We start from the raw sequence: 26,358 nt of genomic DNA, 5'->3' as shown, positions 1-26,358 counted from the left end.
CTTACAGAACTGCTTTAAACTCGTTGACTAATGCCGGATCGACTCCAAAATGTTTGGAGAAATCCAAAGGCATGGAAGAAAATGACAATCCACTGTTTACAAACTGATTGGGTGAAGGTTTGGCTATTTTGCAGGAAGCATGAACTTCTTTTAACAATCCACTTTTTTTTAGGATGGGTACATGCTCCGCTTTAGTTCCTCCACCAGGCATGATGATAATTCGATCTTTTGCTTTCTCCAAAAGACTCTCAATTACTGAAAGCCCTTCTGAAAGGGAGTTTCTTCCTCCCGAAGTCAGAATCCGCTGAAAACCCAGGTGAACGATGCGTTCCAATGAATCTTCCAAATCAGCCGAAGCATCAAAGGCGCGGTGAAATGTACAGGGTTTATCGCCCGCTGCCCTGAGCAACCATTCACAGGCGGATTCATCCACTTTCCCCCTGTCATCCAAAATACCAAAAACAAACCCATCAGCACCAAGCTCCCCCAGAAGTTGGATGTCATGTTTCATCACCATCAATTCCTTTTGGGAATAAACAAAATCCCCACCTCTGGGACGAATCATTACAAACACCGGAATATCCACTTCGCTTTTCAAAAAACGAAGCATACCGGCACTAGGCGTTTCTCCTCCTTCGGGAAAATTTGCGCAAAGCTCAAGTCGATCAATTCCAAATTGAGCTGCTTCCATTGCTGCTTGCAGATTGAAAACCGGGGCTTCCAGTAAAATCTTGCTCATGGTTTAAAATGGCTGTTTGAATCAATCAGCGTATTTCCTGATGCAATAGCTTTTGCAAAGTTGAATCCAGGATGTACTGCAAACGCACCGGTTTCTCCATACTTATTAATTGCAAGGAACCCCGCCTGGATGTCTTTTATATTTTTGTTCTTAGCAACCAGTCTTTTAACTGCTTCTTCACAGGCTTCTTGAGGAGTTCTTCCTTGCCGCATTAATTCGACAATCAGGAAACTACCACAAATCCGGATAATGGATTCTCCAAGTCCAGTGGCTGTAGCAGCACCAACTTCATCATCCACATAAAGACCCGCTCCGATGATGGGACTGTCTCCAACCCGGCCGTGCATTTTATAAGCAAGACCACTGGTGGTACAGCTTCCGGCCAGTTTCCCATTGGCATCAATCCCGATCATTCCAATGGTGTCATGATTTTCAATATTGATGATGGGTTTATACTGGCTGGTTACTTTCCATTTGTCGTATTCCACTTGAGCTTTTGGGCTGAGTTTTTCCTCTTCCAAAGGAAAACCTTCTGCAATTGCAAATTGCCTTGCTCCTTCCCCTACCAACATGACGTGAGGTGTTTTCTCCATGACTGCTCTGGCCAAAGAAATCGGATGTTTGACCTGGCGGACAAAAGCCACAGTCCCGCAAGCTCCATCTCCAGTCATGATAGATGCATCCAGCGTAGTGATTCCTTCCCGGTCAGGAAGTCCCTGCAAGCCTACAGAAAGGTTCTCCAGATCAAGTTCGGTCACCCTTACTCCAGCTTCCACAGCATCCAAAATGCTTCCCGTCTCATTGAGTTTGGCCCAAGCGGCGTCATTTGCCGGAATGCCATGATTCCAGGTGGATAAAATAAGGGGTTTTTCGCCAGTTGGGGTTGGAGTAGTTTGAGTTTGGGCACAGGCTGCTGCTACTCCAGGTAAAAATAAAACAGAGCCCACGAGGGATTGCTTGATAAACTTTCTTCTTTGAGACATTGGGACTATTTTAGAATCAGGGATTCAAATTATCAATTTTGACTCAAATCCCCCTGCCACCGATCCAAATCCTGAAAAACAATTATCATGCGACCTTATCTTTTGAAAGAAGCCAACTGGAAAGACCTAAAAACCTTTCGCTATGAATTAGCCGTGTTACCTTGGGGAGCAACTGAAGCGCACAACTATCACATGCCTTACGGAACAGATGTGTATGAAGCGGATGCGATTTCGGCAGAAGGGGCTAGAAAAGCCTGGGAAAAAGGGGCAAAAGTAGTCGTACTTCCGACGATTCCTTTTGGAGTCAATACCGGACAGAGCGATATCTACCTGGACATCAACATCTACCCCAGCACCCAACTGATCATCCTAAACGATGTCATCGAAGTGCTCAATAGGCAGGGCATTAAAAAGCTTTTGATTTTGAACAGCCATGGGGGAAATAACTTTCAGCCTATGCTCCGGGAGTTGGGATTGAAGTACCCGGAGATGCTCCTGTTCACCTGCAACTGGTACCAGGCTTTGGATAAATCCAAATACTTTGAGGAGGCTGGTGACCACGCAGATGAAATGGAAACTGCGTTGATCCAACACCTTCATCCCGAATTGGTCCTTCCTTTGGAAGAAGCCGGTGATGGAACTGAAAAGAAGTCCGTGATCAAAGGAATCCGCGAGAAATGGGCTTGGACAGAACGAAGATGGTCTCAGGTGACGGAAGACACCGGTATAGGAAATCCAAAAAAAGCCTCCCCTGAAAAAGGGAGGCGATATTTTGAGGATGTGACCGATAAGGTCTCTGAGCTTATTTCAGATATTTGTTCAGCAAAATCGGGTGAATTGTACCGCTGATCAATTGCCCATGGTGAAGATTTCCACGGGAATCATCTGACCTTTGTAGTCGATCATTACCGCGGATTTTACACCTTTGGGTAAAATCACCTCCCTGGTGGATTGGGATCCAAAACCTGACCCAAAGCTGAGTTCAACCCGTTGTCTTTTTCCGTTTTCCAGCTCCAATATCAAAGCCATGGCCTCTTGGCCGAGTGATAACGCTTTTCCCTCCGAAGAAGTTGATCGGAAGGCGAGCAATTTACCTCGGTTTTGAGAAGCAAAATAAATTGGACTTCCGGTCGCGGGACTGAGTTTGACCAAGGCTTTTGCATCGCCAGGAACCACAAATCCACTTTCTCGAGGATTGACCGATCTAAAACCGCCCTTTCCATCTCCGAGCAAAAGTAAGCCCACTGAAGCATCCAGCCTACCAATGAAAATCTCATTGCCGTAGTCATTTCCCACCATCAGGATATCCAAAAATCCATCTCCGTTGATATCATCTGCGGTAATCCCATTCGTAGGGGCAATTTGAGCCATCACAGGAAGCTCATGTATGGAAAACTTTCCGTTTCCAAGATTTTCCACCCAAACGGTCCGGTCGTAATTCCCTGTCAAAATCAACACATCTTTCTTCTCTTCCTCGGTAAAGAAGGATTCCTCCGTACTCAATGCGAAGTACTTGTAACGGTCAAATTTCCTTCTAAACATAGGGCTTTGTCCATTCAAGTCATCCCAGAAGTGGCTTGGGAAAGACATATACTTTCCTCCGGGTTTGTCTTTGTAATAGGCGAAAGTGACTGGATCCACACTTCCGTTATTGTCAAAATCTTTGGCATAAATCTTAACCGGCTTTTCTTTGGAAGGATGAAGGGAATTGTTGGCACCCAAGTTTCCAACTACAAAATCGGTATCCCCGTCTTGGTCAAAATCAGCTGTTGCAAGTGAATTCCACCATCCCAACTGATTTTCCAACCCGGTCTCGGCTTGTTTTACAAACTTTCCTCCCTGATTTACAAAAACTGTAATTGGCATCAACTCACCCACCACGATCAGATCAACTTTGCCGTCACCGTTGATATCCGACCAAACCGCGTCTGTGACCATTCCGACCTCACGAAGTCCTGGAGCAACCTGATCTGTCACATCCTTCATCTGACCGCCTTCATTTTTCAGAAGAAAACTCTTTTCAGGAAGTGGGTATTTTCCGATGGGTGATCGTCCCCCGACAAAAAGATCCAGAAATCCATCTCCGTCAAAGTCGGCACCTCGAACTGTGCTCCCGTTTGCTTTTACACTTGAAAAATTCTTATCCAACGTAAAATTCCCCTTGCCGTCATTCAGGTAAATTCGATCTAGATATTCAACCGCATCCGGCAAAAACTCCGAACTCCCACTGACTAGGTAAAGATCTTTGTCACCGTCATTTTCAGCATCAAAAAGGAGTATACCGGTCTCCTCGAAAATCGGGTTTTCTCCAGGAAGCAGTTCCTTTTGAACAAAACTCCCATTGTCCTGCTGGGCATACCATACCGGAGAATAACCCGACGCAGAGCCGATTACCAAATCCTCTTTGCCATTTCCATCCAAATCTCCAACAGCCAGTGCCGGACCAAACTGTGTCAGCTTGTGAGGAAGAGTTCGCTGCACGTTGAAGTCAATTTTATCATCTTCCTGATGGATAAAGGTGATCCCCAATTCATCCGAAACTTCCTTGAGCACTTGCTGGGTATCCCCGAGGTCCAAAACAGCCACTGAATCCTTTCCGGCTTTTGATTCAGCATAATCTACCACTAAGACTTGGTTAGCTGGAACATTGGCAAAATTCGATTCTTTCCCGTCCGGCCAGATCACAGTAAGCTGAGAGACAGACGAAATACTGTCCAAACCAAAATGGAGAATATCTTCGATAGAGGACATATATCCTCTCACCACTTGCATTTCCTGATATAATTGAGTCCCTGAAGTTGGTTTTACCAAAACTTTTGCTCCCAATCCCTGCGGATTTTTAGAAGAGCCTATCAGTTTCACTCGAAGGTAATTCGGTGCCTTTTCAGATTCGTTCAGTTTGTTTTCAAAAACAAAAGCCGGGTCATTGATATTGTTAACCACATAATCCAAGTCGCCATCCTGATCCAAATCGACAAAGGCGGCACCGTTCGAGAAGGAAGGTTTATTCAGCCCCCAATTTTCACCGGTGTCTTCAAATCCTAAGTTCCCGGTATTTCGGTAGGCATAATTGGGAATTTTTACAATTGGAATGGAATCCAAAAGTTGACGGGTGGAAGCTATACTTCCCACATCAGCCCGATAATTTGCAAAATCCTTATCGGTAATATCTCTTGGGAAACCATTGGTGATCAGCAAATCCCGCAAACCATCATTATCGACATCCCCGAAAAGCGGCGCCCAACTCCAGTCTGTCTGATAAACTCCTGCCATCAAGCCGATTTCCGAGAATGGAATCCCGGGACCATTATTGAGGTGTAGCATATTTCGAACATACTGATATTCATAGCCAAACTGCTCGTTGTTGATGTAGGTTTGGTAGACGTTCTTACCTATAGTGGTCTTTTTGCGGTAATTATCTTCACCCAACATGTCAATGGTAATCAAATCAGGCATTGCATCGTTGTTGAAATCGGAAATATCCGAACCCATGGAGAATTGGCTTTGATGCCTTAGGTTCTCCTTGGTTTTATTTGAAAAAGTCCCGTTTTGATTATTGATGTAAAGAATATCATTGGTAATGTAATCGTTGCTGACATGGATATCCGGCCAACCGTCATTGTTCAGATCAGAGATGGCAAGTCCAAGACCAAATCCTTCAAAGGTAATTCCTGCCTCTATAGTGACATTGGTAAAAGTCCCGTCACCATTATTCCTGTAAAAACTATCATTATTGACGGCCGAACCATCCGTCACTTTTGGGCGAAAATTGGTGGGCTTAGCGGTTAATTGCTCATTGTTCAACACGTAAAGGTCCAAATCCCCATCCAGATCATAATCCAAGAAAGCGGCCCCCATAGAATTCCCCGCATCAGCAATTCCATAGTCAGCAGCCATCTCTTTAAATGAAATGTTTCCAGAATCATCTTTGCCTTGGTTAACAAAAAGCAAATTATTCCGCTCACCAGGGCCTTTCTTCATCGCCGCAGCCACATAGATATCCGGAAAACCGTCGAGGTTAATATCAACAATTACGCTTCCCGTACACCACTTCTCAGCAGCCATGATCCCTGCGCTCTCAGAAATATCTCTGAACTTGAACTTTCCTTCATTGAGATATAGGCGATTGGGGACTTGATTGCCTGTAAAAAATAAATCGGGAAGGCCGTTCAGATCAAAGTCTGCTACAGAAACACCCCCTCCGTTAAAAATATATTCGTCTGTAAGAATATTAAAGGAATCGGACTCAATAATCTCATTATTGAAATCAACTCCTGTTTCCTCAGGTGACTTCAATACAAAGAGCGTGTCTTCCTTTTTACAAGAAACTAAAAGACTTATTCCAGCAAGAAAAACAAGATGTAAACGTGGCTTCATAGAGAAATAAAGGGTGCTTATAGGAATCTGAAATTAGCACTTTCTTAATTGAGGTAGGCAAAAGCCTTCGCAAAAAATGCATAAAACAAAAAAGAGAAGGCCTTTCGACCTTCTCTGATTTTTAAGAATCAAGATTCTATTAGAAACCTGGATTCTGCTTAAGGATATCTGCTCCTACTAGGTCAATTTGATCCTGAGGAATTGGAACCCATCTGTACTTGTCTGTGTATTTAGCTCCACCCAAAGCAGCTGGAAGCTTCTTAGCATCATAAGCGAAGTAGAAGTCAAGTTCAGCCTGAACAGTTCCCCAACGAACTAAATCATAGAATCTGTGACCTTCCATACCCAATTCAAGAAGTCTCTCGTGACGAACTGCCAAACGAGCTGTGTCAGCGTTAGTCCAAGGTGCATCATAAGTATTGATCACATAGTTAGCAGCATTGGTTCCGTCAGCTCTTTTGATGAAGGAATTCTTTGCTCTCGTTCTAACTCTGTTTACATACTCACGTGCTTTTTCCAAACCACCTGTTTCAATTTCAGCTTCAGCAGCCATCAATAGAACATCAGCAAAACGGATGATCATAAAGTTGATGCCTGTGTAACCAGGAGTCCAGGAAGAGTTGTCCTGAAAACGACCCTGCTCAGCTCTTGAATACACATACTTCTTAGGTGAATAAGGTCCTGCATTTGGCTGGTTACGAATCCAGGCAGCACCTGGATGATCTTGCCAATCCAAATAAGGAAGACCTCTTCTACCTACAGTATGATCCAAACGTGGATCAAGAGGACCAGCATCCGGAGTGAATGCAGCACCTGAAGCAATCCCCATGTCATTCTTAACTTCATTTGCAGCACTGTTATATGATTTGTCCAATAAAGGCAAACCATTTGCAGTTCTAAATGCATTCACGAAAGTAAAGCTTGGCTGGAAGAATCCGCAACAGTTACCTGGACCTGCAGGACCAGTGTTGTAAGGGAAGTTCAAGTCAAACTCAGGGTTTGCGTTGTTAACAGATCCAGTGTTTGCAGCAGCTTGGTAAGCCCATACAGACTCCTCATGGTTGTCATTTGCAGCACGGAATGCGTTGTCATAATAAGGCACTAAATCATACTTTTTACCATTTGAGGTAACACCGTTATTGATAACATCAGTAAACAAAGCCTTAGCATCAGCAAATTTCTTCTGGTAAAGGTAAACCTTAGCCAAATATGCTTTTGCAGCCCATACGTTTACTCGACCAACCTGACCTTGAGTAGCTGGAAGGTTTTCTACAGCATACTTAAGATCCGCCTCAATGAATGGCCAAAGTGGCTTATCATTTTTAGTATCCTCAAGTCCACTTCCATAATCAACTGTCTCATCTACATAAGGAGTCTGATTGTAGTCACGAGCTAACTCAAAGTAAAAATGAGCTCTGAGGAATCTTGCCTGAGATGTCAATCTGACCTTATCGGCTGCTGTAACATCTGGTGCAGGATCCAATAACAATCTTAACACCGTATTCGCCCGAGCAATACCCTCATAGCAAACATTGTATTTAGAACCCATTTCACCCCCGGCAGCATCGTTTTCGAATCGCTGAATTGGGTTAATTGTGGTAAAGTCACCAGGGTCAGTTCCTTTGTTAGCCTCTCCCCCTCTGATACTCCCCCAAACCCAGTTGGAAGGAGACCCTAATCTGTTGCCACGACCGTTTACTTGAGAATATGCAGCGATCAACGCAGCATCAATTCCCGCCAAAGTAGAAAGCTGATTTTCTGACAGCTGTCCTACCGGCGGTACCTCAAGGAAATCATCGCTACAACTCACTGCTACCATCATCGCTGTGGATGCTAGTAGGGCACCGATTTTTAATTTAAAATTTTTCATTTGATTAATCTATTATAGTTTCTATAACTCGATTCAGATTATGTTGTTTGGCTTAGAAGCTAAGATTCAAACCAAAAGTCCAACCTCTAGTAACAGGGTAGTTTCCTACATCGATACCAAAAGTCGTATCAGCGTTTCCACCTACTGCAGGATCCAAGCCTTCATAGCCTGTAATTGTAAACAGGTTGTTTACAGAAGCAAATACTCTTGCTCTTTCCATTTTCATCTTCTGAAGCAAGCTTGCAGGAGCTGAATAACCCAAGGTCAAGTTCTGCAATCTCAGGTATGAACCATCCTCTACATAGTGAGAATTAGACACGTTAGAAGTAGAGAAGTTTGAAACTCTTTCTACAACTGGAATTTCTGCGTCAAGATTCTCTGGGGTCCAAGCACTCAACAATCTTCTAGCTTTGGCAGCTCCTTCAAATGTCTGAAAGAAATCAGTGAACCAACGAGACTGGTTGAAAATCTCGTTTCCAATTGAAGTGTAGAAGTAAGCAGAAAGGTCAAAGCCTTTGTAGCCCAAAGTGAAATTCATACCACCTGTAAAATCAGGCACTGGATTCCCCATAAACACACGGTCAGCAGGTGAAATTACACCATCTCCATTTACATCCTCAAACTTGAAACGACCTGGAGCCTTACCGTCCTGAGCAGCATGAGAATTTACATCCTCCTGATCTCTAAACAAGCCCAAAACATTGTATCCAAAGAAAGAAGAAAGTGGCTGACCAACTGCATTTCGAATTGGTTCGATACCTCTGAAAGATGGGTTAATAGTAGTAATGAAACTCAATCCAGGAGAAAGAGATACGATCTCATTCTTCAAGGTTGAACCAGTAAATGTCAATTCATAGGTCAAATCACCGGTCAGGTTACCTCTGGTACTTACCAAGAGGTCAAGACCTCTGTTCATCATCTCACCTACGTTTACCGCAGGAGGTGAAGCGTTGGAACCGGCAGTCAAAGGAATTGGAACTGTGAACAACAAGTCTTTGGTATCTTTTTTCCACCAGTCGAAGATTACGTCTAAACGACCGTTGAAGAAGGTACCGTCAAATCCGATATTCTGAGTTACAGCGGTTTCCCACTGTGCATTTGGGTTACCAATACGTGATCTTCTAAAACCAATAGTAGCACCTGAGTTGGAACCGGTGATGTCATAAGAAGATGCACCTACGTTACCACCATAAAGAGAATACTGGTTGTTTGGATCCACGTTGTTGGAGTTACCCATTTGTCCCCAACCACCACGGATTTTCAAATCATCAATCCAGGTAGCACCCTGAAGGAAAGATTCAGAAGAAATTCTCCATGCTGCTGAGAACGCAGGGAAGACACCATATCTGGCATTTTCACCGAATCGGGATGAACCGTCACGACGAACAACAGCACTGAAGATGTATTTGTCATTGTAGGTATATCTCAACTGACCGAAGTAAGAGTTGAAGTTTACCCCCTTGAACTGGTTAGAGTTCACCTGACGGGTACTAACTGGCAAGTTGGACATGGTGATGAAGTCTGGATCTGTAGAGAAAGGATTCTGACCTACCGCATCAATGTTTCTACCTGCACCTGAGTTCAAGGCTTCCTGACCTAACAAGACATTGAAATCATGCTTTTCGATTTTCTTCTTGTAAGACAAAGTATTGGTGAAAGTCCAGCCAAACACGAAACCCGCACCTTCTCCGTAACCGAATGCAGAGTTGTTTTCAGAGTTTTCATACTGCAATCGGGTATAGTTCCAATAGTAGTAGTTGTTGTACTGACCACCGATGGAGGTTCTGAAAGTCAGGTCATCAATGATGTCCCACTCACCGTACACGTTACCAAAAGCATTGGCATTGAAGTTTCTATTGTTAGTTAAACCTTCACGGTTTGCAATAGGGTTTCTAGGGTTGTTGAAACCTCTTGAAGCTGTACCAGCATATCCACCGAATTCGTCATAAACAGGAATGATAGACGGCATACGGAAGGCCTGAAGGATATCGTTTTCATCTGCTGAAACACCACGACCACCATTTCCACCTGTCTGACCCAATACCTGACGGTATGTACCTTGGAAGTTTTGACCAATTCTGATTCTTTTGGTTACATCGAACTCAGAGTTGGCTCTCAATGAATATCTGTTGAAATCGTTACCGATTACAATACCAGCTTGCTCCTGAACACCCAAACCAATGTAGAATCGGCTAGTTTCAGATCCACCGTTGAAACCCAATGAGTGTCTGTGCAATGGAGCAGGAGCAGTAAGCTCATCATACCAGTCGGTTCCTTCACCGGTAGCCGCTCTTGTCAACTGACGGATAGTACCTTTTGCAGGATCAATGTTGTACCATTCTCTTTGCTGATCAAGCTGAGCCTGAGAAAGTGGCCCTGGCTGACCTGATGCAACACCAAACGCACCGGTAGTTGGGTTTCTTGTAATCAAGCTCAAATAATATGGCATTACAGGCGAAGTACCTGTACCAAACTGAGGGTGTCCATAAGCAGGGGCTCTGTTTTGCAATCTTGCAGTATTGGTTTCTGCCGTCCAAGTGATGTCAGCATATTCCTGTGGGTTCAACATATCAAGACCTGTTCCTGGGTCAGTAATACCGAACATACCGTTGTAATCCACTCTCAACTTCTTGTCTCTTGCACCACGCTTGGTAGTGTAAACGATTACACCGTTTGCAGCACGAGCACCATAGATAGACGCTGCAGCAGCATCTTTCAATACAGTGGTAGACTCGATGTCGTCTGGGTTCAAGAAATCAGTAGAAGCAGTTGGTAATCCGTCCACAATGTACAAAGGCTCGTTACCACCGAAGGCACCGAAACCACGAACACGAATAATGGAAGAAGTACCTGGCTGACCGTTAGTAATTACAGTCACACCGGAAACACGACCCTGAAGGGTTTGCTCAACGTTACCAGTTGGGATAACAGTCAAATCCTTAGGATCTACGGTAGCAATCGCACCGGTGGTTTCTCTTCGGGTATCGATAGAGTAACCGGTTACTACCAATTCAGTAAGCGTTCTTTCATCCGGAGCCATGCTTACGTCAATGACGCTTCGGGCACCTACCACCTGCTCGATGGAGGCATAACCTATGAAAGAGAATACCAGGGTTGCCTGGTCATTTGGTACATTGAGGGAGTATTTCCCGTCAATGTCTGTGGCTGTTCCGGTAGTTGTTCCTTTAACAAGGATCGAAACACCTGGAAGGCCTACCCCAAACTCGTCCAAAACCGTACCTGTGACTGTTTTTTGTGCAAAAACAGAGGCAGAGGTGAGGACTAAGAGCGTAAGGCACACACTTAGGAATTTGTAAACATTTTTCATAAACATAGATAGATTGGGTAACAAGATTAATCTCAAAAACTTGTTGGTTAATTGATTATGCAATCGTTTGCGATTATTCTCAAAATAATTGCAATAGATAAGAGCTTGATTTTCAAGATTCTATTGCGACTATACCGAGGTCCGAGGACCAGCTTTTTAAAAGAACCGGTAGGTTTGAATGCATCGGGTGATGCGGATTGAGAGAAGGAATTACGTTAAGTAATGTTGGTCATAGGCGAGCAAATTGGGTTTATTATTAATTCTAATGGCTCAATGTTAAATAATCTAAAACAAATTTCAAACCTGCCAGCCTAAATAAAATTTCGAGATTTTCATCCTGACAGGCGATTTTACCACATTATTAATGCTAAAACCCCCAAAAAAGTAAGTTGGATTAAGGATAAGTAAAACAAAAGATACTTCTATTGAATTGCCAACAACAGAAGCCCTATTTGATTGAATAATTGGAAACCGGGCAAATTTATTTCGTTGATAATTCCGAGAAAAATTCTTGACTCTCCCGAAGCTCGTCAAAAATGGGATCTAAAAAAGCTTTATCCGCGAGTTGTCGGTTTGACTGAATGGCTTTCTTCAATTGAATAACCGCAACTTCCTTTTGACCACTTGCTGCGGCAATCATAGCCAAACCATAGTAGCCATACCCAAAATCTCTTCCGTTGACCACAGATTCTTCAAAGGCAATATTGGAATTGACGTAATCACCAAGGAGATAATAAGCCAATCCTTTGTTGAAATAATCCTTTGGATCGGTAAACTTGTAGTCAAACCGCAAAGTAGCTAGTCTATAGTCCCCCCTCAGTACATCCAAAGCTCCGCGCAAGGCCTCATTGTGTTGAATAAAGTCGGGATTTTGAGTAAGGGTTGATGCAGTTGAAAGCTTCTGATAGGCATCCCAATAAGCCCCTCTAAAGGCTAATATCTGTCCTTGATTATGGAGTGTATGAGGATTTGGTTCGATACGATAGGCCTGTTCCAATAACCTCAATGCTTCATCCCATAAAACTTCCCGTGATTCCCGATCCAGTGTTCGCTGTGCCTGACGAATTCTTACCACAGCCATATTATTGTAAGGTAGCGCTGATCGGAAGAGCTCAGTCATTTTGGAATAAATCGCCGCTTTCTCATCCAGGCTTTGGCTCGCCTCCGCAGCCAATACCCAATCTGCAAATGAAAGGTCTGTAACCATACTTCTATTCGCCAGTGCCTCTTTGAGACGAATACTTTGCTCCATATTCAAACCCATTGTTGGCTTGGCTGTAATTTCAATTTTGGCCACTCGGAGCAAGGGATAGAGATCTTGTGCCACTTGGGAGAATCCGGGGACCTTTTTCAATCGCTCACTTTGCTCCAAATAAGTCTCCTGATTCATTAAAATTGCATAGAGTTCATCTTTTCGGTTGGTGGAGATTCCTTTATAGTCTCTTAGCAATAATCTCAAATCAAACCAGTCATTCCATCGGGAATTGACTTTTAAATCAGATTCCGAAACTGAACTGATCCTACTTAAAAGAACCTTCCTCGCAGATTCAGCACGTGACATTCCCAACGAACTGTTTTTACCCTCTCCGGATTCTGGTGACTGGATTCCTGTGATTCTTATCTGTTGTACATCGGGATTTCTTTCCAGAAATTGATCAAGTCCATTCAATGTTTCCGAGTTAGCTTGATTGGCTTTAAAACTGGAGGATCCCAGATCAAAACCCAACAAAAACTCTTCCTTTTGGATAATTTCTTTGTCCAGAGAGCCAGTAGTAATGTAAAGGCCCACAACGGGAATAGGCTCATCAGGATAGACCTCGCCTAACTTAACCATGAGTTGTGGAGCAATTACACCTTTTGCCAATACTGCATTTTCAAAGGGAACCTGCACCACTTTTTTTCCTTGGAAAAACAAAAGTTCCAAAGACCCTTCCAGCATCCATGGCTCAAATTTCAGAGAAAACTTTTTCTCATATCCGTAATTGGAAACAGTACGCTTAAGCTCAATTTCACCCAATTCCAATTTGAAAGTTGGAGATTGGAAAAGGACAAGCACTTTAGGGTTTTTGGGTGAGAATACAGATTCAATAGGAATAGTTCCTTTTATTGTAAACCGAAGCGAATCTCCTTCAAGTTTAAGTTTTTGTGGTATTAGCCGGGCATCCTTTAAAAATTTGTTTTCAGGCATTATTATTGACCCTGCAAAAGCAACCTGATTCATCAATAAAAAAAACAGAAACAAACTCCGAAACAATCTGAAATTGAATTGATTAATTAAGTTCAAGTCCATTTTTTCTAATTTTGACCAAATAAAACCACCACAAGCCATGGAAAAACTGAAATTATTCTTCGAAGAGCGTGCTTTCGGGGTATGTTCCCGACTAGGAGAGAAACTCAATTTTCCAATTGACAGCATTCGACTATTCTTTATCTATTCTTCATTCGTAACCATGGGGTCCCCCATCATTCTTTACGTGAGCATGGCTATGATGATGAAAATCCGAAAGTACTTCCGCAAAATGAACAATCCAGTTTTATTTGATTAAAGTTGGCTGAATTTCCGCTTCCCTAAAACGAAGTAGTTCCAAAATATAAACCTCACTGGACCTGAATTTGGGATTTCCCGGTCAGTTTTTTTTCTTGTCTTAGGGTATAAAGTCCGCTGCCTCCAAAAATCCCGGTAAGCTCTGAGAATGGCAAAAGCAAAATCTCTTTTACCTTTTATAAGGTAATCAACACCTGCCAAAATCTCGAGGGGTAGTTTGACTAGAAAAATTCCAAAAAATCCGAAGCTTGATTCATTTTTATAAAGCATACTAAGACTGTTCCGGATATTCAGGTAAAGCTTGTTTGGACTGGAGCGGTCCAAAGTAGCACCGCCCTGATGGTAAACCGTTACCAAGCCTAGGTATCCAATTTTTTTACCACTTTTCCTCAATCTCCAACACAAATCGATCTCTTCCATGTGAGCAAAAAAATGGGCATCAAAGCCCTCCTGCTCAAAAAAATCAGCAGCTCGAATCACCATGCACGCCCCGGAGGCCCAATCAGTTTGGATTGAATCATCGTATTGTCCGGTGTCATGCTCAATGGATTCCCATATCCTTCCCCTACAATAGGGATATCCCAAAAAATCGAGGTAACCACCTCCAGCTCCTGCGTAATCAAAAGTCTTCCGGTCTTGCCAGGAAAGGATTTTAGGCTGCAGTGCCACAAAATCATGATTTGCTACCAGCCAATCAATCAAATCCACATCCCAGTTTGGTGTCACCTCTACATCAGAATTGAGCAGAATGAAATATTCGTACTTGCCTCTCAGCTCCTCCAACCCCCAATTGTACCCACCCGCATAGCCAAAATTGGACCTAAGCTCAATGACTGGAATTGAAGGAAATTCTGTTTTTAAAAAATCAAGCGAATTATCGGTACTGGCATTGTCAATCACCCAAATATCATGTTTGCTGTACCGGAGTACAGAAGGCAAAAAAGCAGGCAAAACCTGCCTGCCATTGTAATTAAGGATGACTATTGCACAGGATTTCATCCGAAAAGATTGCCTAAATCCATACCGGGAATATTAGGTATCATTCCCTCGGTGGCTGACTTCATTTCTGTTTTAATTTTTTGCTCGATTGCCTCCATCGCTTTATTCGTAGCGGCCACGATCAGGTCACTCAGCATCTCTTTGTCTTTCGGTGTAAGCAATGATTCATCCATTTCGATCTTGAGAACTTTCCGTTCGCCATTCACATAGACTTTCACCATCCCTGCACCTGACTCACCTTCGGCAGTCAGGTGGACCAATTTGGCTTGTGCTTCTTTAATTTTTGCCTGGGCTTCTTTTACCTTGCCCATCATTCCCATGATATCAAACATCCCTTTCTAATTTTAGAGTAAATATATTGGATATAAATCCATCGAATTCCAAAGTGAAACAAAATAATATTTTGAAATTATGGATCGATAAACTATTTAAATTCCACTCATAAAATCTTTCACTTTCTTTTTGAAAACTTTTTTTACCTTATTCGGTATAATTATTTGATCAACCTAATTAACCCAATGAAAACCATAGAAGTCATCGAAAAGGAAGACATTTCCAATGTCAGCTTTACAAAAAGAGAAGTGATCTCTGATCCTGAGGAACGAAAAAACCGTATGGCAGACCTTTATCGATCCCAAACTCTTGGAAATCTCCTTCGAACCAAAGTGAAATTAACTTTCAAATCGGCTGATGAGAAGATTTTCCAGGTTTACACTACAGTTTGGGCAGTAGGCACTGACTTTGTTTCTTTGAAAGGGGGAGTTTATATCCCGATCAGCTCGATCCTTAAAGTTGATTAAGTCAAAAGTGTTACAGCTCTGTCGATTGAACACGTTTCTTGCTCACCTGAACCAAGGTTTTTGATCGCCACAGTACCTGTCAAAATCTCCTGATCCCCGCAAATCCCCACATAGGGGATTTCTTTTTTGGTAGCAAATTCAAATTGCTTTTTGATCTTGGCTTGGTCCGGATAAATCTCTGTTTTGATGCCTGCCTGTCGGAAATGTTTAAGCAAACTCAGCGCGTATTCAAATCCCTTTTGATCAAAATAAGTCAGCAGCAAGCGGGTACCGGTATATGTCTCCGCAGGAAACCCATTGAGTTCGTCCAATACGTCATACAATCTGTCGACTCCAAAAGAAAAACCAACCCCGGAAACACCCGGCAATCCAAATACACCGGTCAGGTTATCATACCTTCCTCCACCACTCACCGAACCAATGGAAACTCCATGAACTTTGACCTCAAAGATCGCTCCGGTATAGTAAGAAAGCCCCCTGGCCAACATGATATCAAAATCCACATGACTGAGATTTTCTCCCATTTGAGATAAAATCCCGAAAACCTGCTCCAGCTCCTCGACTCCTTTTAGCCCGATTTCCGAGTTTTTCAAAAAGCCTTTCAAAAACTCGATTTTCCCAGGAAGGTCACTTTGCAAAGCAACCAAAGGAGCTAAGTTTTGGACAGAATTTTCTCCAAATCCACGTTGGGACAATTCCTCCTGCACTTTTTCCCAGCCGATTTTATCCAACTTATCAATGGCCACACAAAGCGGTCCCTCTTTTCCTGCTTCACCGATTGCTTCGGCAATTCCGGTTAGGATTTTTCGGTTATTGACCTTAATGCTATAGTCCCTGAGTCCCAATTTTTCAAAAACACGCCGAATCATCAGAACGATCTCTGCTTCACATACCAGGCTGTCGGTCCCTACCACATCGGCATCACATTGATAAAATTCACGGTATCGGCCCTTTTGGGGACGGTCAGCTCTCCAAACAGGCTGAATCTGATAACGCTTGAAGGGAAAAGTCAACTCGTTCCGATTCATCACTACATACCGGGCAAAAGGCACTGTTAAGTCGTATCGTAGACCTTTTTCAGAAACCTTGTTCAAAATTGCTCCTGAGCCCTTTTCCAAATCCGATGCATTTACATCCTTGATAAAATCCCCGCTGTTGAGAATTTTAAACAAGAGTTGATCTCCTTCATCACCATACTTCCCGGTCAAGGTACTGAGGTTTTCCATAGCCGGAGTCTCGATCTGTTGATAACCAAAAAGCTGAAAAGTCTCTTTGATCGCGTCCAAAATGTATGTTCTTCGGGCCATTTGGATGGGGCCAAAATCTCGGGTGCCTTTTGGCAAACTCGGCTTTTGCATGGGTAACTTTTGGTAAATGAGGCCAAATTTATCTAAAAATCAGCAAAAGCCTGTTTCGCTCCTCCAATAAGTCCGGAATAAAATCCGAAGATTTGTAGGCGGAAAAGAATTGTTTCCTTACTTTTGCGCTTCGTTTTGAATTCAAAAATTTAAACATATACGGCCATGGGTGTTACTACACTAAAAAGAAAACTGAGAAGAAAAAGACAGGGTCAGACAGCTCGCGTGATCAAAATCAAGCAGTTGAGCGCTAAGCCAGTGATTAAAAACGTAGACGTTGAAGAGCTTAAAGCTTCTTTCGCTAAGTAATCACAAGTCTTCTTAAAATATAAAGGCGTCCAATTGGTCGCCTTTTTTTATTGCCCTCTTTTACCCAATTCCACCACCCGGAGGTTTTGGATTTTTCCCTTATCCAGATCGAAGAGAAGCATTGTCCGCATGTGATGAAACCCTTGTTGGCCTATTGCACCGGAATTCATATAAAGACAGTTCGTACCAGGATCAAACTCCACCTTGCAGATGTGGGAATGCCCACAAATAAATAACTGCGCACCAAATTCCCTGATTCTTGGCTTGACTCCTTTAGAATATCGCGGAGGTTTGCCTCCAATGTGAGTCATCAACACGTTCACCCCCTCAAGTTCAAACTCCTGCCATTCGGGGTATTCTTGCTGCATTGCTGCATCATCGATATTTCCATAAACTGCACGGACCACCTTCCCCTTTGGCAAAGCATCCATCACCGCTATACTTCCGATATCGCCTGCGTGCCAGATCTCATCCACCTCCTGTAAAAAACTCAGTGTTTTGTGATCAATGTAACTGTGGGAATCTGAAATCAATCCGATCTTTCTGGGCATTTTGAAACGAAACCAAGTAAATTTTCGGTTCAATATGGCGGACCTTACTCATTAATTCAAAAAAATCATGAAAACCAAACTTATCCTGTTATTCGCTTTCCTTCTTATGGGAGCGGCCTCCTTTGCCCAAACCGCTGTCAAGGACTCCATCAATGTCATTTCGATTGCTAAATTTGAAAAAATGGCAACAAAGAAAAAAAACATGGTGGTGGATGTAAGGACACCTGAAGAAGTTGCTGAAGGACATTTGGCTGGATCCGTAAACATCAACTTTCTGGGAGAGGGTTTTCAGCAGGAAATCTCAAAACTCAACAAAAACAAAACCTATCTCCTATACTGCAAATCCGGTAACCGTACCCGAAAAGCCGCAGATCAGATGCAAAAAGCAGGCTTCAAGCATGTTTACATGCTCGAAGGTGGAATCACCGCCTGGAATGCAGCCGGAAAACCTGTTGAAAAATGACATTGATTCAATCCATCAATCCCTGGACCGGAGAAGTTATTAAGGAGTTTCTCCCAACAGGGCCTAAGGAAATTGAGGAAAAACTTCAACTGAGTCAGGAAACTTTTAAGTCCTGGAAGAAAACTCCCATTTCCGATCGTTCCAAACTTTTAAAAGCTGCGGGGGAAATTCTCAGAAACAATAAAAATCACTTTGCCCGATTGATTTCCCTTGAAATGGGGAAAGTCATTCGGGAATCCAGAGCTGAGGTAGAAAAATGCGCCTGGGCATGTGATTTCTACGCTGAAGAAGGTGAAATATTTCTTTCGGAGGAGCACATTTCTTTGTCTGACGGCAAGAAGGCTAAACTCATTCATCAGCCTTTGGGGACCATTTTAGCGGTCATGCCCTGGAACTTTCCCTTTTGGCAGGTATTCCGATTTGCAGCACCCACGCTTATGGCCGGGAACACCGGAATTCTCAAACACGCCTCCAACGTCCCTCAGTGCGCATTGGCAATCGAGTCGGTCTTTCAGGAAGCAGGCTTTCCTGCAGGTGTATTTCAAAGTTTTTTAATCGACTCCACCCAAACGCTCAAGTTATTGGAAGACAACCGAATCAAGGCAGTCTCCCTGACCGGAAGTGAAAAAGCCGGTGCAGCAGTAGCCTCCGCCTCAGGCAAAAACATCAAAAAATCCTTATTGGAACTCGGGGGAAGCGATCCGTTTATCGTATTGGCAGATGCAGATATTGAAAAAGCAGCCGAGACCGCCGTCAAAGCCAGAATGGTCAATTTTGGGCAAAGCTGTATTGCTGGCAAGCGATTTATTATCGAGGAATCGGTTTATGATCGGTTTTTGGAGATTTTCAAAGAAAAAATAAGTCAACTCAAATGTGGTGACCCCATGAATGAAGACTCGGATTACGCCTGTATGGCAAGGCCTGATCTGGCCGCGGAACTGTACGTGCAAGTCCAAAAATCAGCAGCCTTGGGAGCAAAAATCCTGAAAGGAGGACACAAACCTGAAGACGGAATCGCCAAATTTCAACCTACCATACTTACTGACATTCCTGTGAATTCACCAGCGTTTTCAGAGGAACTTTTCGGACCTGTAGCATCTGTATTTAAAGTCAAAAGTGCGCAGGAAGCGATTCAGATAGCCAATTCAACTGAATTTGGTCTTGGTGCATCAATTTGGACAACAGATTTGAAAAGAGGAGAACTTCTCGCTTCTGAAATAGAGAGCGGGGCTGTCTTTCTAAATGCAATGGTGGCATCCCAACCAGCACTTCCTTTTGGAGGAATTAAAAAGTCAGGGTTTGGCAGAGAATTGGGACGACAGGGGATTCTGGAATTCGTCAATACCAAAACCGTTTATCTGGGCTAAAAACCTTCCCGGATAAAGAACCAAGCGACTTTTGCTTTTGCCCGATTCCTTTCTATTTTTACGAGCCAAAATTTTGTCTTAACCAATGAGAGAAATACAATTTCGGGAAGCTTTGAGAGAGGCTATGTCCGAGGAAATGAGACGTGATAAGAACGTTTTTTTAATGGGTGAAGAAGTTGCCGAATACAACGGTGCTTACAAAGTATCCCAGGGAATGTTGGACGAATTCGGTCCTGAGCGAATCATCGATACTCCGATCGCAGAGCTTGGATTTGCCGGTCTTGGTGTTGGTGCTGCCATGAATGGTTTGAGGCCAATCATCGAGTTTATGACATTCAATTTCTCTTTGGTAGCTATCGACCAGATCATCAACTCAGCAGCCAAGATGTATGCCATGTCTGGAGGTGCTTATTCTGTTCCGATCGTTTTCCGGGGCCCGACCGGTAACGCCGGTCAGCTGGGAGCGACCCACTCCTCCAACTTCGAAAACTGGTTTGCAAATACTCCGGGACTTAAAGTGATTGTACCATCTAATCCATACGATGCAAAAGGTCTGATGAAATCTGCGATCCGTGATCCAGATCCGGTCATTTTCATGGAATCCGAAGTAATGTATTCTGACAAAGGTGAAGTACCGGAGGGAGAATACCTTCTTCCTATTGGAGTAGCCGACATCAAGCGAAAAGGTAAAGACGTCACTGTAATATCCTTCGGGAAAATGATGAAAGTAGCTCTTGAAGCTGCTGAGGAAATGGCAAAGCTTGGTGTAGACTGCGAAGTGATCGATTTGAGAACTGTGCGTCCTATCGACTATGCTACTTGTCTTGAATCAGTGAAAAAGACCAACCGAGTGGTAATTGTGGAAGAAGCAAATCCCCTCGCGGCGATTTCTTCGGAATTGACTTACCACTTCCAGCGGTATGCATTTGATTACCTGGATTCTCCGGTTATCCGGGTTAATTCCATGGACATTCCGTTGAGCTATGCCCCAACATACATTGAAGCCACTCTTCCTAATGTAAAGCGAACAGTAGAAGCGATCAAAAAAGTAACTTACAGATCTTAAGTTTTACTTAACTCATAAAAAAGCCCGACTCAACAAGTCGGGTTTTTCATTTTCCACTTATTCTATCTCTGCTGGTTAGACTTTTGAATTCCTGCTAAGTTTAAAGCCGACAAAAAAAAAGCCCGGCCCTACTGAGGCCGGGTTTTTTGTTACCCAATCTATCTATCTATTATTCTTTTAAGCATCTTTTGAAGTAGAAGGTTTGAAAAAACAGGAAGAAAAAACCCTGAGTTTTCAGTTCAGGGTTTTCAATTTTTATCTGTTTCGGACGGGAGCACCGCCTCCACCTTGATTTTCAACCTGACCGCCTTCTCCGTCTTTCAAGTCATCGTTGTTGATGGACTTTCTTCTTCTAGGCTGCTGGTTCATGCTCATTTTACCAATTCTGTAGCTGAAGTTCACTTTGAAATTCAGGTTTCGGATGGCATTGGTACTGTTTTGAACAATGGTTGGCGTGATGATTTCGTTTCTGATGATAAACTCTTTTGCAAGAAAGTTTTCTGCTCCAAATCCAATTGAACCTCTTTTCTCAGCAAACTGCTTGTTGAAATTCAACCCGTAAGCGGCAAATCCTCCGGAGGTACCCTGAAGCTGAACCTGACGACCTCTTGCGAAAGAGAACAACTGGATCTGCCACTCTTTTGGAAGAGAATAGTTACCGAATATACGGCCACCAATTACGAAGCCTTCGTTCTGAGCAGCAAACTGAGGATCAGACAGTCCATTGTCCAAAATGGCATAGTATGCATCAAATCCACCGTTCAAAGAAAGCTTGTTGTTGATGTTTACATTGGCAAACAAACTTCCTCCGATTGCCTGCTCCTGACCTATGTTTTCATAGGTGGTGTATATCACCCCGTCTGCACGAACCGTACGAAGCGGCTGAATCGAACCGGTTGTATTTCTGTAGAAAGAGGTAAAGTTCAGAGTGGTTCCTTTGATAAAGGTACTGTAGCCCAACTCATAGTTATCTGTCAATTCAGGAGACAATTCCGGATTACCCTGAGAAAGCTGCTGAGGATTGGATGCTTCAATGTTAGGATTCAGGAATCTCAGGGAAGGACGCTGAATTCTTCTGTTGTAAGCTGCCTTGATCATGTTTCCGTTTTTCAATTTACGGCTGGCGTTGATGCTAGGCACCCAAGTTCCGTAGGAAGGAATTTCAGCTTCAAATTCAGTTTTGAAATCAGCATTGATCGTAGTGTACTCATACCTCAATCCTGGCTTCAAGGAGTAGTTTTTCAGGAAAGCAAAGGTGTAAGACAGATAACCTGCAGTCACATTCTGATCGTAGCTAAACTCGTTGCTCAAAGTAGGATCCTGCAATTCTACAAATTCACCATCCGCTCCTTGAGCAAGGAAGTAAGAGAAGTCAGAATACGCTTTTCTCAAAATGTTTTTCGCACCGTATTCAAGGATTTGATTTCCCTTTTCGTCCATTGGAGTCACGTAGTCCACCTGGACAGTGAATTCCTCGTTTTTGCTTGGGTTCACGTTTTTCAATCTGGAGAAAATGTCTTCCAAATCTTCCTCATACAGCGTATTTGTAAATGAGTTCTCTCGGTTGTTTCTGCTATACAAAGTCAGGAAGCTTAGCTCTCTGCCCTTTTTCTCAAATGTTCGGGTATAGTTCAAGCTGACGTCTACCGAGTTGGAATTGTCCAAGGTGTTGGTTTCACGGTTTTGGGTTCCTCTCAACACCTCATCTAGGTAGTTTTGAGTTAAGAAATTGTTCTGCCAGTTTTCAGAATTCCGAATACCGATATTCACGGCACCGGTCAGGAAGTTGAATTTGTCGATTTCATAATCCACACCGAAGTTATATCGTCCAAATACCTCCTGTCTTTCTGTATCTGCAGACTGAATTGTCTTGCTTACTGTTCCGTCAGGATTATTGGTAAACTGATTGTTTTCAAAACTTCCAAGGATGTTGTAACCTGCACGGCCAAATCCACCCAAGGAAAAGCCCAACTTTCCTTTTCTGGCACTTCCCTGAAGTCCAAGGTTTGAACCTCTAAGACCGAACCCGGAGTTGACATTAAGGGTCATTCCCTGAAGGTTGTTTTTCTTGGTCACAATATTGATTACACCTGAAGTACCCTCAGCGTCAAATCTTGCTGATGGGGAGGTGATTACCTCAACGGATTTGATTTCATCAGCCGGAATTTGCTTCAATGCATCAGAAATCGAAGAGGCTGCAATAGCAGAAGGTCTGTTGTCAATCAGCACCAAAATATTGGAACTACCTCTCATGGATACGTTTCCGTCAAGGTCAACAGATAGCATTGGAACTCTTCTCAACACGTCTGTAGCATTACCACCGGCGGTAGTTTTGTCGTTTTCGGCCTTGTATATAGTCCGATCTACACGTTCTTCGATCAGTTCACGCTGACCTTGAACGGTCACTTCTTCCAAAGCAACACCTTCATCTGACATTCCGATCTCACCCAGGTTGATATCACCTTCAAGCGAATTGATGTTTACTGTACGTTTTACGGTTTCGTATCCGAGGAAAGTAAGCTGAAGTTCATATTCTCCAACACTGAATCCAGTGATATAAAAAGCACCGTCGCCATCAGCAACAGCACCCGCTGTGCTAATGTCTGTTCCGACTTTGTAAAGTGCAGCTGTAGCGTACCCTACCGGTTCACCGGTTTTCAAGTCTTTGGCCACACCAATAATCCGTGCGGGTTCTTTCTTTTCTGCGGCCTGCTGGGCAAAGCCAGAAGTGATTCCGAAAAAAGTGAGTACTAGAAATAGATTGAGTAATTTTTTCATGGTTTTGTTTTCAAAAGGGGCTTGTGCCTATGAATACCCCAAAGGTGATAGCAAAGTTTTGACTCAAAAAATGTAATAGACCAGCATGGTCACCACGTCGACAAATACCCCCAAAACCAAGACAAAATCCCAAAAAACAGAGATTAAGGCCTTTGTCTATCCAAAACAGGTTTCCGTGGATCGATTGCCCCTATTGGTAGATTTGATTTGAGGGATACCGGTAAATTACTTTAGTTTGGTCATTGAAAATCAACTTCATGCTATCCTTCACCCCCAAAAAACGTCTTTCGGTACTAGTACATATACTGGGTTGGTTTATGCTCTGTATCGTGCTTTTACTCCTTTCTCCCCTTTCATGGAGAATGGGAGAAGTCGAACTCCCCATGCAGTTTTGGTGGAAACAGATTTTCCTGGTTGTCCTGTTGATTTCAATTTTTTACTCGAATGTCTCGTTCATCGTCCCCAAAATTTTGCTCAAAGGCAAAAATTACCTTTATCTATTGATCGTAATTTTAGGGGCCGTTCTTACCTATGGGATCATCATTTACTTTGAGCAGTTTATCCATTACCCTGAAAAAATGCATCAGGTATTCAATCCGGATAAGCCCTTTGACCCTAATCGTGGACGCTGGCTTCCCGGGGATATATTCCAGTTGATGCTCTACATGGTTTCGATTGGATTGAGTACTTCCTTGGCACTAGTCCAGAAATGGCAAAAGGACGAAGCTCTGCGACGGGAATTGGACAGACAAAGAATCAATACCGAATTATCTTACCTCAAAGCACAGATCAATCCCCATTTCTTTTTCAATACACTCAACAACATCTACGCATTGACTAACCTGGATGTAAAAAAGGCCCAGGAAGCACTCCTGAAACTTTCCAGAATGATGCGCTATGTGCTCTATGAGAACCAAAAGAATGAAACCCTTTTGAGTAAAGAAGTAAAATTCATCGAAGATTACATCGAGCTGATGAAGATGCGGATGACTGAAAAAGTAAAACTTACTATTCAAATAGAAGAACCAAAAGAAGACTTGGTCATCGCTCCCATGTTGCTTTTACCTTTTCTTGAAAACTGTTTCAAACATGGCGTGAGCTCCCAGCAGGAAAGCGAAATCCTGATCAAACTGGAAGTCATGGGGGAAACGGTCTTTTTCGAAACCCGCAACCACATCTTCCCTGTCAACCCGGAAAGCCCCGAAGCCAAGGAAAACGGCATTGGACTGGTCAATACTCAGCGTCGCTTGAGTTTGCTTTATCCCGATAAACATCGCTTAAAATTTGGTAAAGACGAATCCAGTCATCAGTATTGGGTAAACCTTACCATCAACCTCGCATGATCCTCAAATGTGTCGCCATCGATGATGAGCCCCTTGCGCTGGAATTACTCAGCAAGTTTATCAGTCAAACCGCTTTTCTGAAGTTGGAAGGTAAATTTTCCAACGCCATCGAAGCCTTGGGATTCATCAATCAAAATGAAGTTCAACTCATTTTTATGGACATCCAGATGCCTGATCTCTCAGGAATGGAACTTGCCCGAATCCTTGATGGGAAAAAGAACTCTGACAAAACCCGGATTATTTTCTGCACAGCCTACCATCAGTTTGCCATCGAAGGATATAAGGTAGAGGCCTTGGATTACCTGCTAAAGCCCTACAGCTATGAGGATTTCCTCAGTGCTGCGACCAAGGCCTACCAATATTTCGACAGGCTGAAAAACCCTCCGTCAGAAAAACCTGCTGAATCTACTCCTCAGACCCAGGATTACATCTTTTTAAAAGTTGAGTATCAACTCGTCAAAGTGATGTTGAAAGACATTACCCATGTGGAAGCCTACAAGGACTATGTCAAAGTTCACCTGAAGTCCAAACCGAATCCGATTCTTTCCCTAACCAGCATGAAAAATATGGAGGAGCTCCTCCCCTCTGACAAATTCATGCGAGTGCATCGATCCTTTATTGTAGCATTGGATCACATCGATTCCGTATCCAAAAACATCATCCAAATCGGCGATCATCAGATTGCTGTTGGGGAAAACTACAAGGAACCGTTTTTGGAGTTCCTCAGTCGCTGGATGAATTGAGTCAGTTGGCAGTAATCAGTCTTCAGTACCCAGGGCCTACTGTAAACTGAGAACTGTTCACTATTTTTGACCATGACCGAATCCCAAAAAAACTTCATGCTTCAGGCCATTGAATTGGCTAAAGAAGGAATGCTTGCCGGCAATGGTGGTCCATTTGGCTGTGTGATTGTGAAAGATGGAAAGATCATCGGCAAAGGCTCCAACATGGTCCTAAAAACCAATGATCCCACCGCCCATGCTGAAGTTGTGGCGATTCGGGAAGCCTGCAAAAATCTCGATAATTTCCAGCTCGACGGCTGTGAAGTCTATACTTCCTGTGAACCATGTCCGATGTGCCTGGGAGCAATTTTTTGGGCAAGACCGGCACGGGTATTTTATGCCTGCACCAAAGAGGATGCTGCAGATGCTGGATTTGACGATGATTTTATCTACCAGGAAATTGAAGTAAAACCATCCGACCGCAAAATCCCGATGATTCCCTTTTTGCGGGAGGAATCCCTTAAAGCCTTTGAACTTTGGAAGGAAAAGGGGGATAAAACACTGTATTAAGGTCGGGAGGTTTGGACGTTGGGAAGCTTGGAGGTTTGGAAGAATAAGTTTGATTTGCCGCAGTCACAAAGCCAAAATTTGGAAGAAAATATCTGTAAAAATCTGCTTGATCTGTGAGTTAAAATTTAGGCAAAAAAAGAACCCAGCCATTTCTGACTGGGCCATTTAAATCCGAAATCGAAAATCAGAT

General features: G+C 43.2%; 21 protein-coding genes. 10 read left to right on the top strand and 11 right to left on the bottom strand.

The genetic code is table 11. The annotated features are described in order from the left end of the window. Position 1: 1 nt before the first annotated feature. Together D0X99_RS06045 and D0X99_RS06040 are read right to left on the bottom strand one after the other, a co-directional pair. Complete coding sequence (locus D0X99_RS06045) at positions 2-739, bottom strand: copper homeostasis protein CutC (RefSeq protein ID WP_119476741.1); 738 nt, start codon at positions 737-739, stop codon at positions 2-4. Further along, positions 736-1,722, bottom strand: coding sequence for an isoaspartyl peptidase/L-asparaginase family protein (locus D0X99_RS06040; protein ID WP_119476740.1), 987 nt, complete (start codon positions 1,720-1,722; stop codon positions 736-738). Before D0X99_RS06040 ends, D0X99_RS06045 begins: the two co-directional genes overlap by 4 nt. A gap of 87 nt (positions 1,723-1,809) precedes the next feature. On the opposite strand from D0X99_RS06040, the gene D0X99_RS06035 reads away from it, so the two are divergent. Continuing rightward, entirely contained in the window at positions 1,810-2,571 is a 762-nt protein-coding gene (locus tag D0X99_RS06035) for a creatininase family protein (protein WP_119476739.1), read from the top strand. Here D0X99_RS06035 and D0X99_RS06030 read toward each other — a convergent pair whose 3' ends face one another. From D0X99_RS06030 to D0X99_RS06015, 4 genes are all read right to left on the bottom strand, one after another. Then, positions 2,572-6,099, bottom strand: a complete 3,528-nt coding sequence (locus D0X99_RS06030) for an FG-GAP-like repeat-containing protein (protein ID WP_119476738.1) — start codon at positions 6,097-6,099, stop codon at positions 2,572-2,574. It lies immediately after the preceding gene. 139 nt (positions 6,100-6,238) lie between these two features. Next, positions 6,239-7,969, bottom strand: coding sequence for a RagB/SusD family nutrient uptake outer membrane protein (locus D0X99_RS06025; RefSeq protein ID WP_119476737.1), 1,731 nt, complete (start codon positions 7,967-7,969; stop codon positions 6,239-6,241). A gap of 52 nt (positions 7,970-8,021) precedes the next feature. Beyond that, positions 8,022-11,303 (bottom strand): SusC/RagA family TonB-linked outer membrane protein, encoded by a 3,282-nt coding sequence (locus D0X99_RS06020; protein ID WP_119476736.1) that lies wholly within the window; start codon positions 11,301-11,303, stop codon positions 8,022-8,024. Positions 11,304-11,778: 475 nt separating this feature from the next. Next, the gene (locus D0X99_RS06015) at positions 11,779-13,485 is read right to left on the bottom strand and encodes a tetratricopeptide repeat protein (RefSeq protein WP_147392193.1); all 1,707 of its coding nucleotides are present in this window, start codon (positions 13,483-13,485) and stop codon (positions 11,779-11,781) included. Positions 13,486-13,624: 139 nt separating this feature from the next. Here D0X99_RS06015 and D0X99_RS06010 point away from each other — a divergent pair, with 139 nt between their 5' ends. Then, the gene (locus tag D0X99_RS06010; protein WP_103924754.1) at positions 13,625-13,843 is read left to right on the top strand and encodes a PspC domain-containing protein; all 219 of its coding nucleotides are present in this window, start codon (positions 13,625-13,627) and stop codon (positions 13,841-13,843) included. On the opposite strand, the gene D0X99_RS06005 is transcribed toward D0X99_RS06010, so the two are convergent. After that, the gene (locus D0X99_RS06005; protein ID WP_119476734.1) at positions 13,840-14,841 is read right to left on the bottom strand and encodes a glycosyltransferase family 2 protein; all 1,002 of its coding nucleotides are present in this window, start codon (positions 14,839-14,841) and stop codon (positions 13,840-13,842) included. The two genes, D0X99_RS06010 and D0X99_RS06005, sit on opposite strands and share 4 nt — an antisense overlap. After that, positions 14,838-15,173 (bottom strand): YbaB/EbfC family nucleoid-associated protein, encoded by a 336-nt coding sequence (locus D0X99_RS06000; protein WP_119476733.1) that lies wholly within the window; start codon positions 15,171-15,173, stop codon positions 14,838-14,840. Before D0X99_RS06000 ends, D0X99_RS06005 begins: the two co-directional genes overlap by 4 nt. Before the next feature lie 186 nt (positions 15,174-15,359). Here D0X99_RS06000 and D0X99_RS05995 point away from each other — a divergent pair, with 186 nt between their 5' ends. Then, positions 15,360-15,641 (top strand): hypothetical protein, encoded by a 282-nt coding sequence (locus tag D0X99_RS05995; protein ID WP_119476732.1) that lies wholly within the window; start codon positions 15,360-15,362, stop codon positions 15,639-15,641. Here the strand turns inward: D0X99_RS05995 and hisS are convergent. Then, positions 15,638-16,999 (bottom strand): histidine--tRNA ligase, encoded by a 1,362-nt coding sequence (gene hisS / locus D0X99_RS05990; RefSeq protein WP_119476731.1) that lies wholly within the window; start codon positions 16,997-16,999, stop codon positions 15,638-15,640. The genes D0X99_RS05995 and hisS overlap by 4 nt on opposite strands. Positions 17,000-17,164: 165 nt before the next feature. Here hisS and D0X99_RS20510 point away from each other — a divergent pair, with 165 nt between their 5' ends. After that, the gene (locus D0X99_RS20510; RefSeq protein ID WP_199708021.1) at positions 17,165-17,308 is read left to right on the top strand and encodes a hypothetical protein; all 144 of its coding nucleotides are present in this window, start codon (positions 17,165-17,167) and stop codon (positions 17,306-17,308) included. 47 nt (positions 17,309-17,355) lie between these two features. On the opposite strand, the gene D0X99_RS05985 is transcribed toward D0X99_RS20510, so the two are convergent. Next, positions 17,356-17,859, bottom strand: coding sequence for a metallophosphoesterase family protein (locus D0X99_RS05985; RefSeq protein WP_119476972.1), 504 nt, complete (start codon positions 17,857-17,859; stop codon positions 17,356-17,358). A 67-nt stretch (positions 17,860-17,926) separates the two neighbouring features. Here D0X99_RS05985 and D0X99_RS05980 point away from each other — a divergent pair, with 67 nt between their 5' ends. From D0X99_RS05980 to D0X99_RS05970, 3 genes are all read left to right on the top strand, one after another. Beyond that, entirely contained in the window at positions 17,927-18,322 is a 396-nt protein-coding gene (locus tag D0X99_RS05980) for a rhodanese-like domain-containing protein (protein ID WP_119476730.1), read from the top strand. Beyond that, positions 18,319-19,689: an NAD-dependent succinate-semialdehyde dehydrogenase gene (locus tag D0X99_RS05975; protein WP_119476729.1), complete on the top strand. Its 1,371-nt coding sequence runs from the start codon at positions 18,319-18,321 to the stop codon at positions 19,687-19,689. The genes D0X99_RS05980 and D0X99_RS05975 overlap by 4 nt, the downstream gene beginning before the upstream one ends. An 85-nt stretch (positions 19,690-19,774) precedes the next feature. Continuing rightward, the gene (locus D0X99_RS05970) at positions 19,775-20,755 is read left to right on the top strand and encodes a pyruvate dehydrogenase complex E1 component subunit beta (protein ID WP_119476728.1); all 981 of its coding nucleotides are present in this window, start codon (positions 19,775-19,777) and stop codon (positions 20,753-20,755) included. A gap of 255 nt (positions 20,756-21,010) precedes the next feature. On the opposite strand, the gene D0X99_RS05965 is transcribed toward D0X99_RS05970, so the two are convergent. Next, positions 21,011-23,533, bottom strand: coding sequence for an outer membrane beta-barrel family protein (locus tag D0X99_RS05965; protein ID WP_119476727.1), 2,523 nt, complete (start codon positions 23,531-23,533; stop codon positions 21,011-21,013). A 257-nt stretch (positions 23,534-23,790) separates the two neighbouring features. Between D0X99_RS05965 and D0X99_RS05960 the strand changes: the two genes are divergently transcribed. The 3 genes from D0X99_RS05960 (at position 23,791) to D0X99_RS05950 (ending at position 26,168) form a co-directional block, all read left to right on the top strand. Beyond that, a complete protein-coding gene (locus D0X99_RS05960) occupies positions 23,791-24,876 on the top strand; it encodes a sensor histidine kinase (RefSeq protein WP_233553663.1) in 1,086 nt (361 codons plus the stop codon). Beyond that, complete coding sequence (locus tag D0X99_RS05955) at positions 24,873-25,619, top strand: LytR/AlgR family response regulator transcription factor (protein WP_119476725.1); 747 nt, start codon at positions 24,873-24,875, stop codon at positions 25,617-25,619. The genes D0X99_RS05960 and D0X99_RS05955 overlap by 4 nt, the downstream gene beginning before the upstream one ends. A gap of 72 nt (positions 25,620-25,691) precedes the next feature. Further along, on the top strand, positions 25,692-26,168 hold the full coding sequence (locus tag D0X99_RS05950) for a nucleoside deaminase (protein ID WP_119476724.1): 477 nt from the start codon (positions 25,692-25,694) through the stop codon (positions 26,166-26,168). Positions 26,169-26,358 lie beyond the last annotated feature (190 nt).

Source organism: Algoriphagus lacus (genome assembly GCF_003583985.1).
GTDB lineage: Bacteria > Bacteroidota > Bacteroidia > Cytophagales > Cyclobacteriaceae > Algoriphagus > Algoriphagus lacus.
Note: the sequence above shows the minus strand (reverse complement) of the source record. Positions and strands in the feature narration are given on the sequence as shown.

Bases quoted from the DNA above. Each gene is read 5' to 3' on its own strand.
- D0X99_RS06045 (WP_119476741.1), bottom strand. From the start codon at position 739: ATGAGCAAGATTTTACTGGAAGCCCCGGTTTTCAATCTGCAAGCAGCA.
- D0X99_RS06040 (WP_119476740.1), bottom strand. From the start codon at position 1,722: ATGTCTCAAAGAAGAAAGTTTATCAAGCAATCCCTCGTGGGCTCTGTT.
- D0X99_RS06035 (WP_119476739.1), top strand. From the start codon at position 1,810: ATGCGACCTTATCTTTTGAAAGAAGCCAACTGGAAAGACCTAAAAACC.
- D0X99_RS06030 (WP_119476738.1), bottom strand. From the start codon at position 6,099: ATGAAGCCACGTTTACATCTTGTTTTTCTTGCTGGAATAAGTCTTTTA.
- D0X99_RS06025 (WP_119476737.1), bottom strand. From the start codon at position 7,969: ATGAAAAATTTTAAATTAAAAATCGGTGCCCTACTAGCATCCACAGCG.
- D0X99_RS06020 (WP_119476736.1), bottom strand. From the start codon at position 11,303: ATGTTTATGAAAAATGTTTACAAATTCCTAAGTGTGTGCCTTACGCTC.
- D0X99_RS06015 (WP_147392193.1), bottom strand. From the start codon at position 13,485: ATGCCTGAAAACAAATTTTTAAAGGATGCCCGGCTAATACCACAAAAA.
- D0X99_RS06010 (WP_103924754.1), top strand. From the start codon at position 13,625: ATGGAAAAACTGAAATTATTCTTCGAAGAGCGTGCTTTCGGGGTATGT.
- D0X99_RS06005 (WP_119476734.1), bottom strand. From the start codon at position 14,841: ATGAAATCCTGTGCAATAGTCATCCTTAATTACAATGGCAGGCAGGTT.
- D0X99_RS06000 (WP_119476733.1), bottom strand. From the start codon at position 15,173: ATGTTTGATATCATGGGAATGATGGGCAAGGTAAAAGAAGCCCAGGCA.
- D0X99_RS05995 (WP_119476732.1), top strand. From the start codon at position 15,360: ATGAAAACCATAGAAGTCATCGAAAAGGAAGACATTTCCAATGTCAGC.
- hisS (WP_119476731.1), bottom strand. From the start codon at position 16,999: ATGCAAAAGCCGAGTTTGCCAAAAGGCACCCGAGATTTTGGCCCCATC.
- D0X99_RS20510 (WP_199708021.1), top strand. From the start codon at position 17,165: ATGGGTGTTACTACACTAAAAAGAAAACTGAGAAGAAAAAGACAGGGT.
- D0X99_RS05985 (WP_119476972.1), bottom strand. From the start codon at position 17,859: ATGCCCAGAAAGATCGGATTGATTTCAGATTCCCACAGTTACATTGAT.
- D0X99_RS05980 (WP_119476730.1), top strand. From the start codon at position 17,927: ATGAAAACCAAACTTATCCTGTTATTCGCTTTCCTTCTTATGGGAGCG.
- D0X99_RS05975 (WP_119476729.1), top strand. From the start codon at position 18,319: ATGACATTGATTCAATCCATCAATCCCTGGACCGGAGAAGTTATTAAG.
- D0X99_RS05970 (WP_119476728.1), top strand. From the start codon at position 19,775: ATGAGAGAAATACAATTTCGGGAAGCTTTGAGAGAGGCTATGTCCGAG.
- D0X99_RS05965 (WP_119476727.1), bottom strand. From the start codon at position 23,533: ATGAAAAAATTACTCAATCTATTTCTAGTACTCACTTTTTTCGGAATC.
- D0X99_RS05960 (WP_233553663.1), top strand. From the start codon at position 23,791: ATGCTATCCTTCACCCCCAAAAAACGTCTTTCGGTACTAGTACATATA.
- D0X99_RS05955 (WP_119476725.1), top strand. From the start codon at position 24,873: ATGATCCTCAAATGTGTCGCCATCGATGATGAGCCCCTTGCGCTGGAA.
- D0X99_RS05950 (WP_119476724.1), top strand. From the start codon at position 25,692: ATGACCGAATCCCAAAAAAACTTCATGCTTCAGGCCATTGAATTGGCT.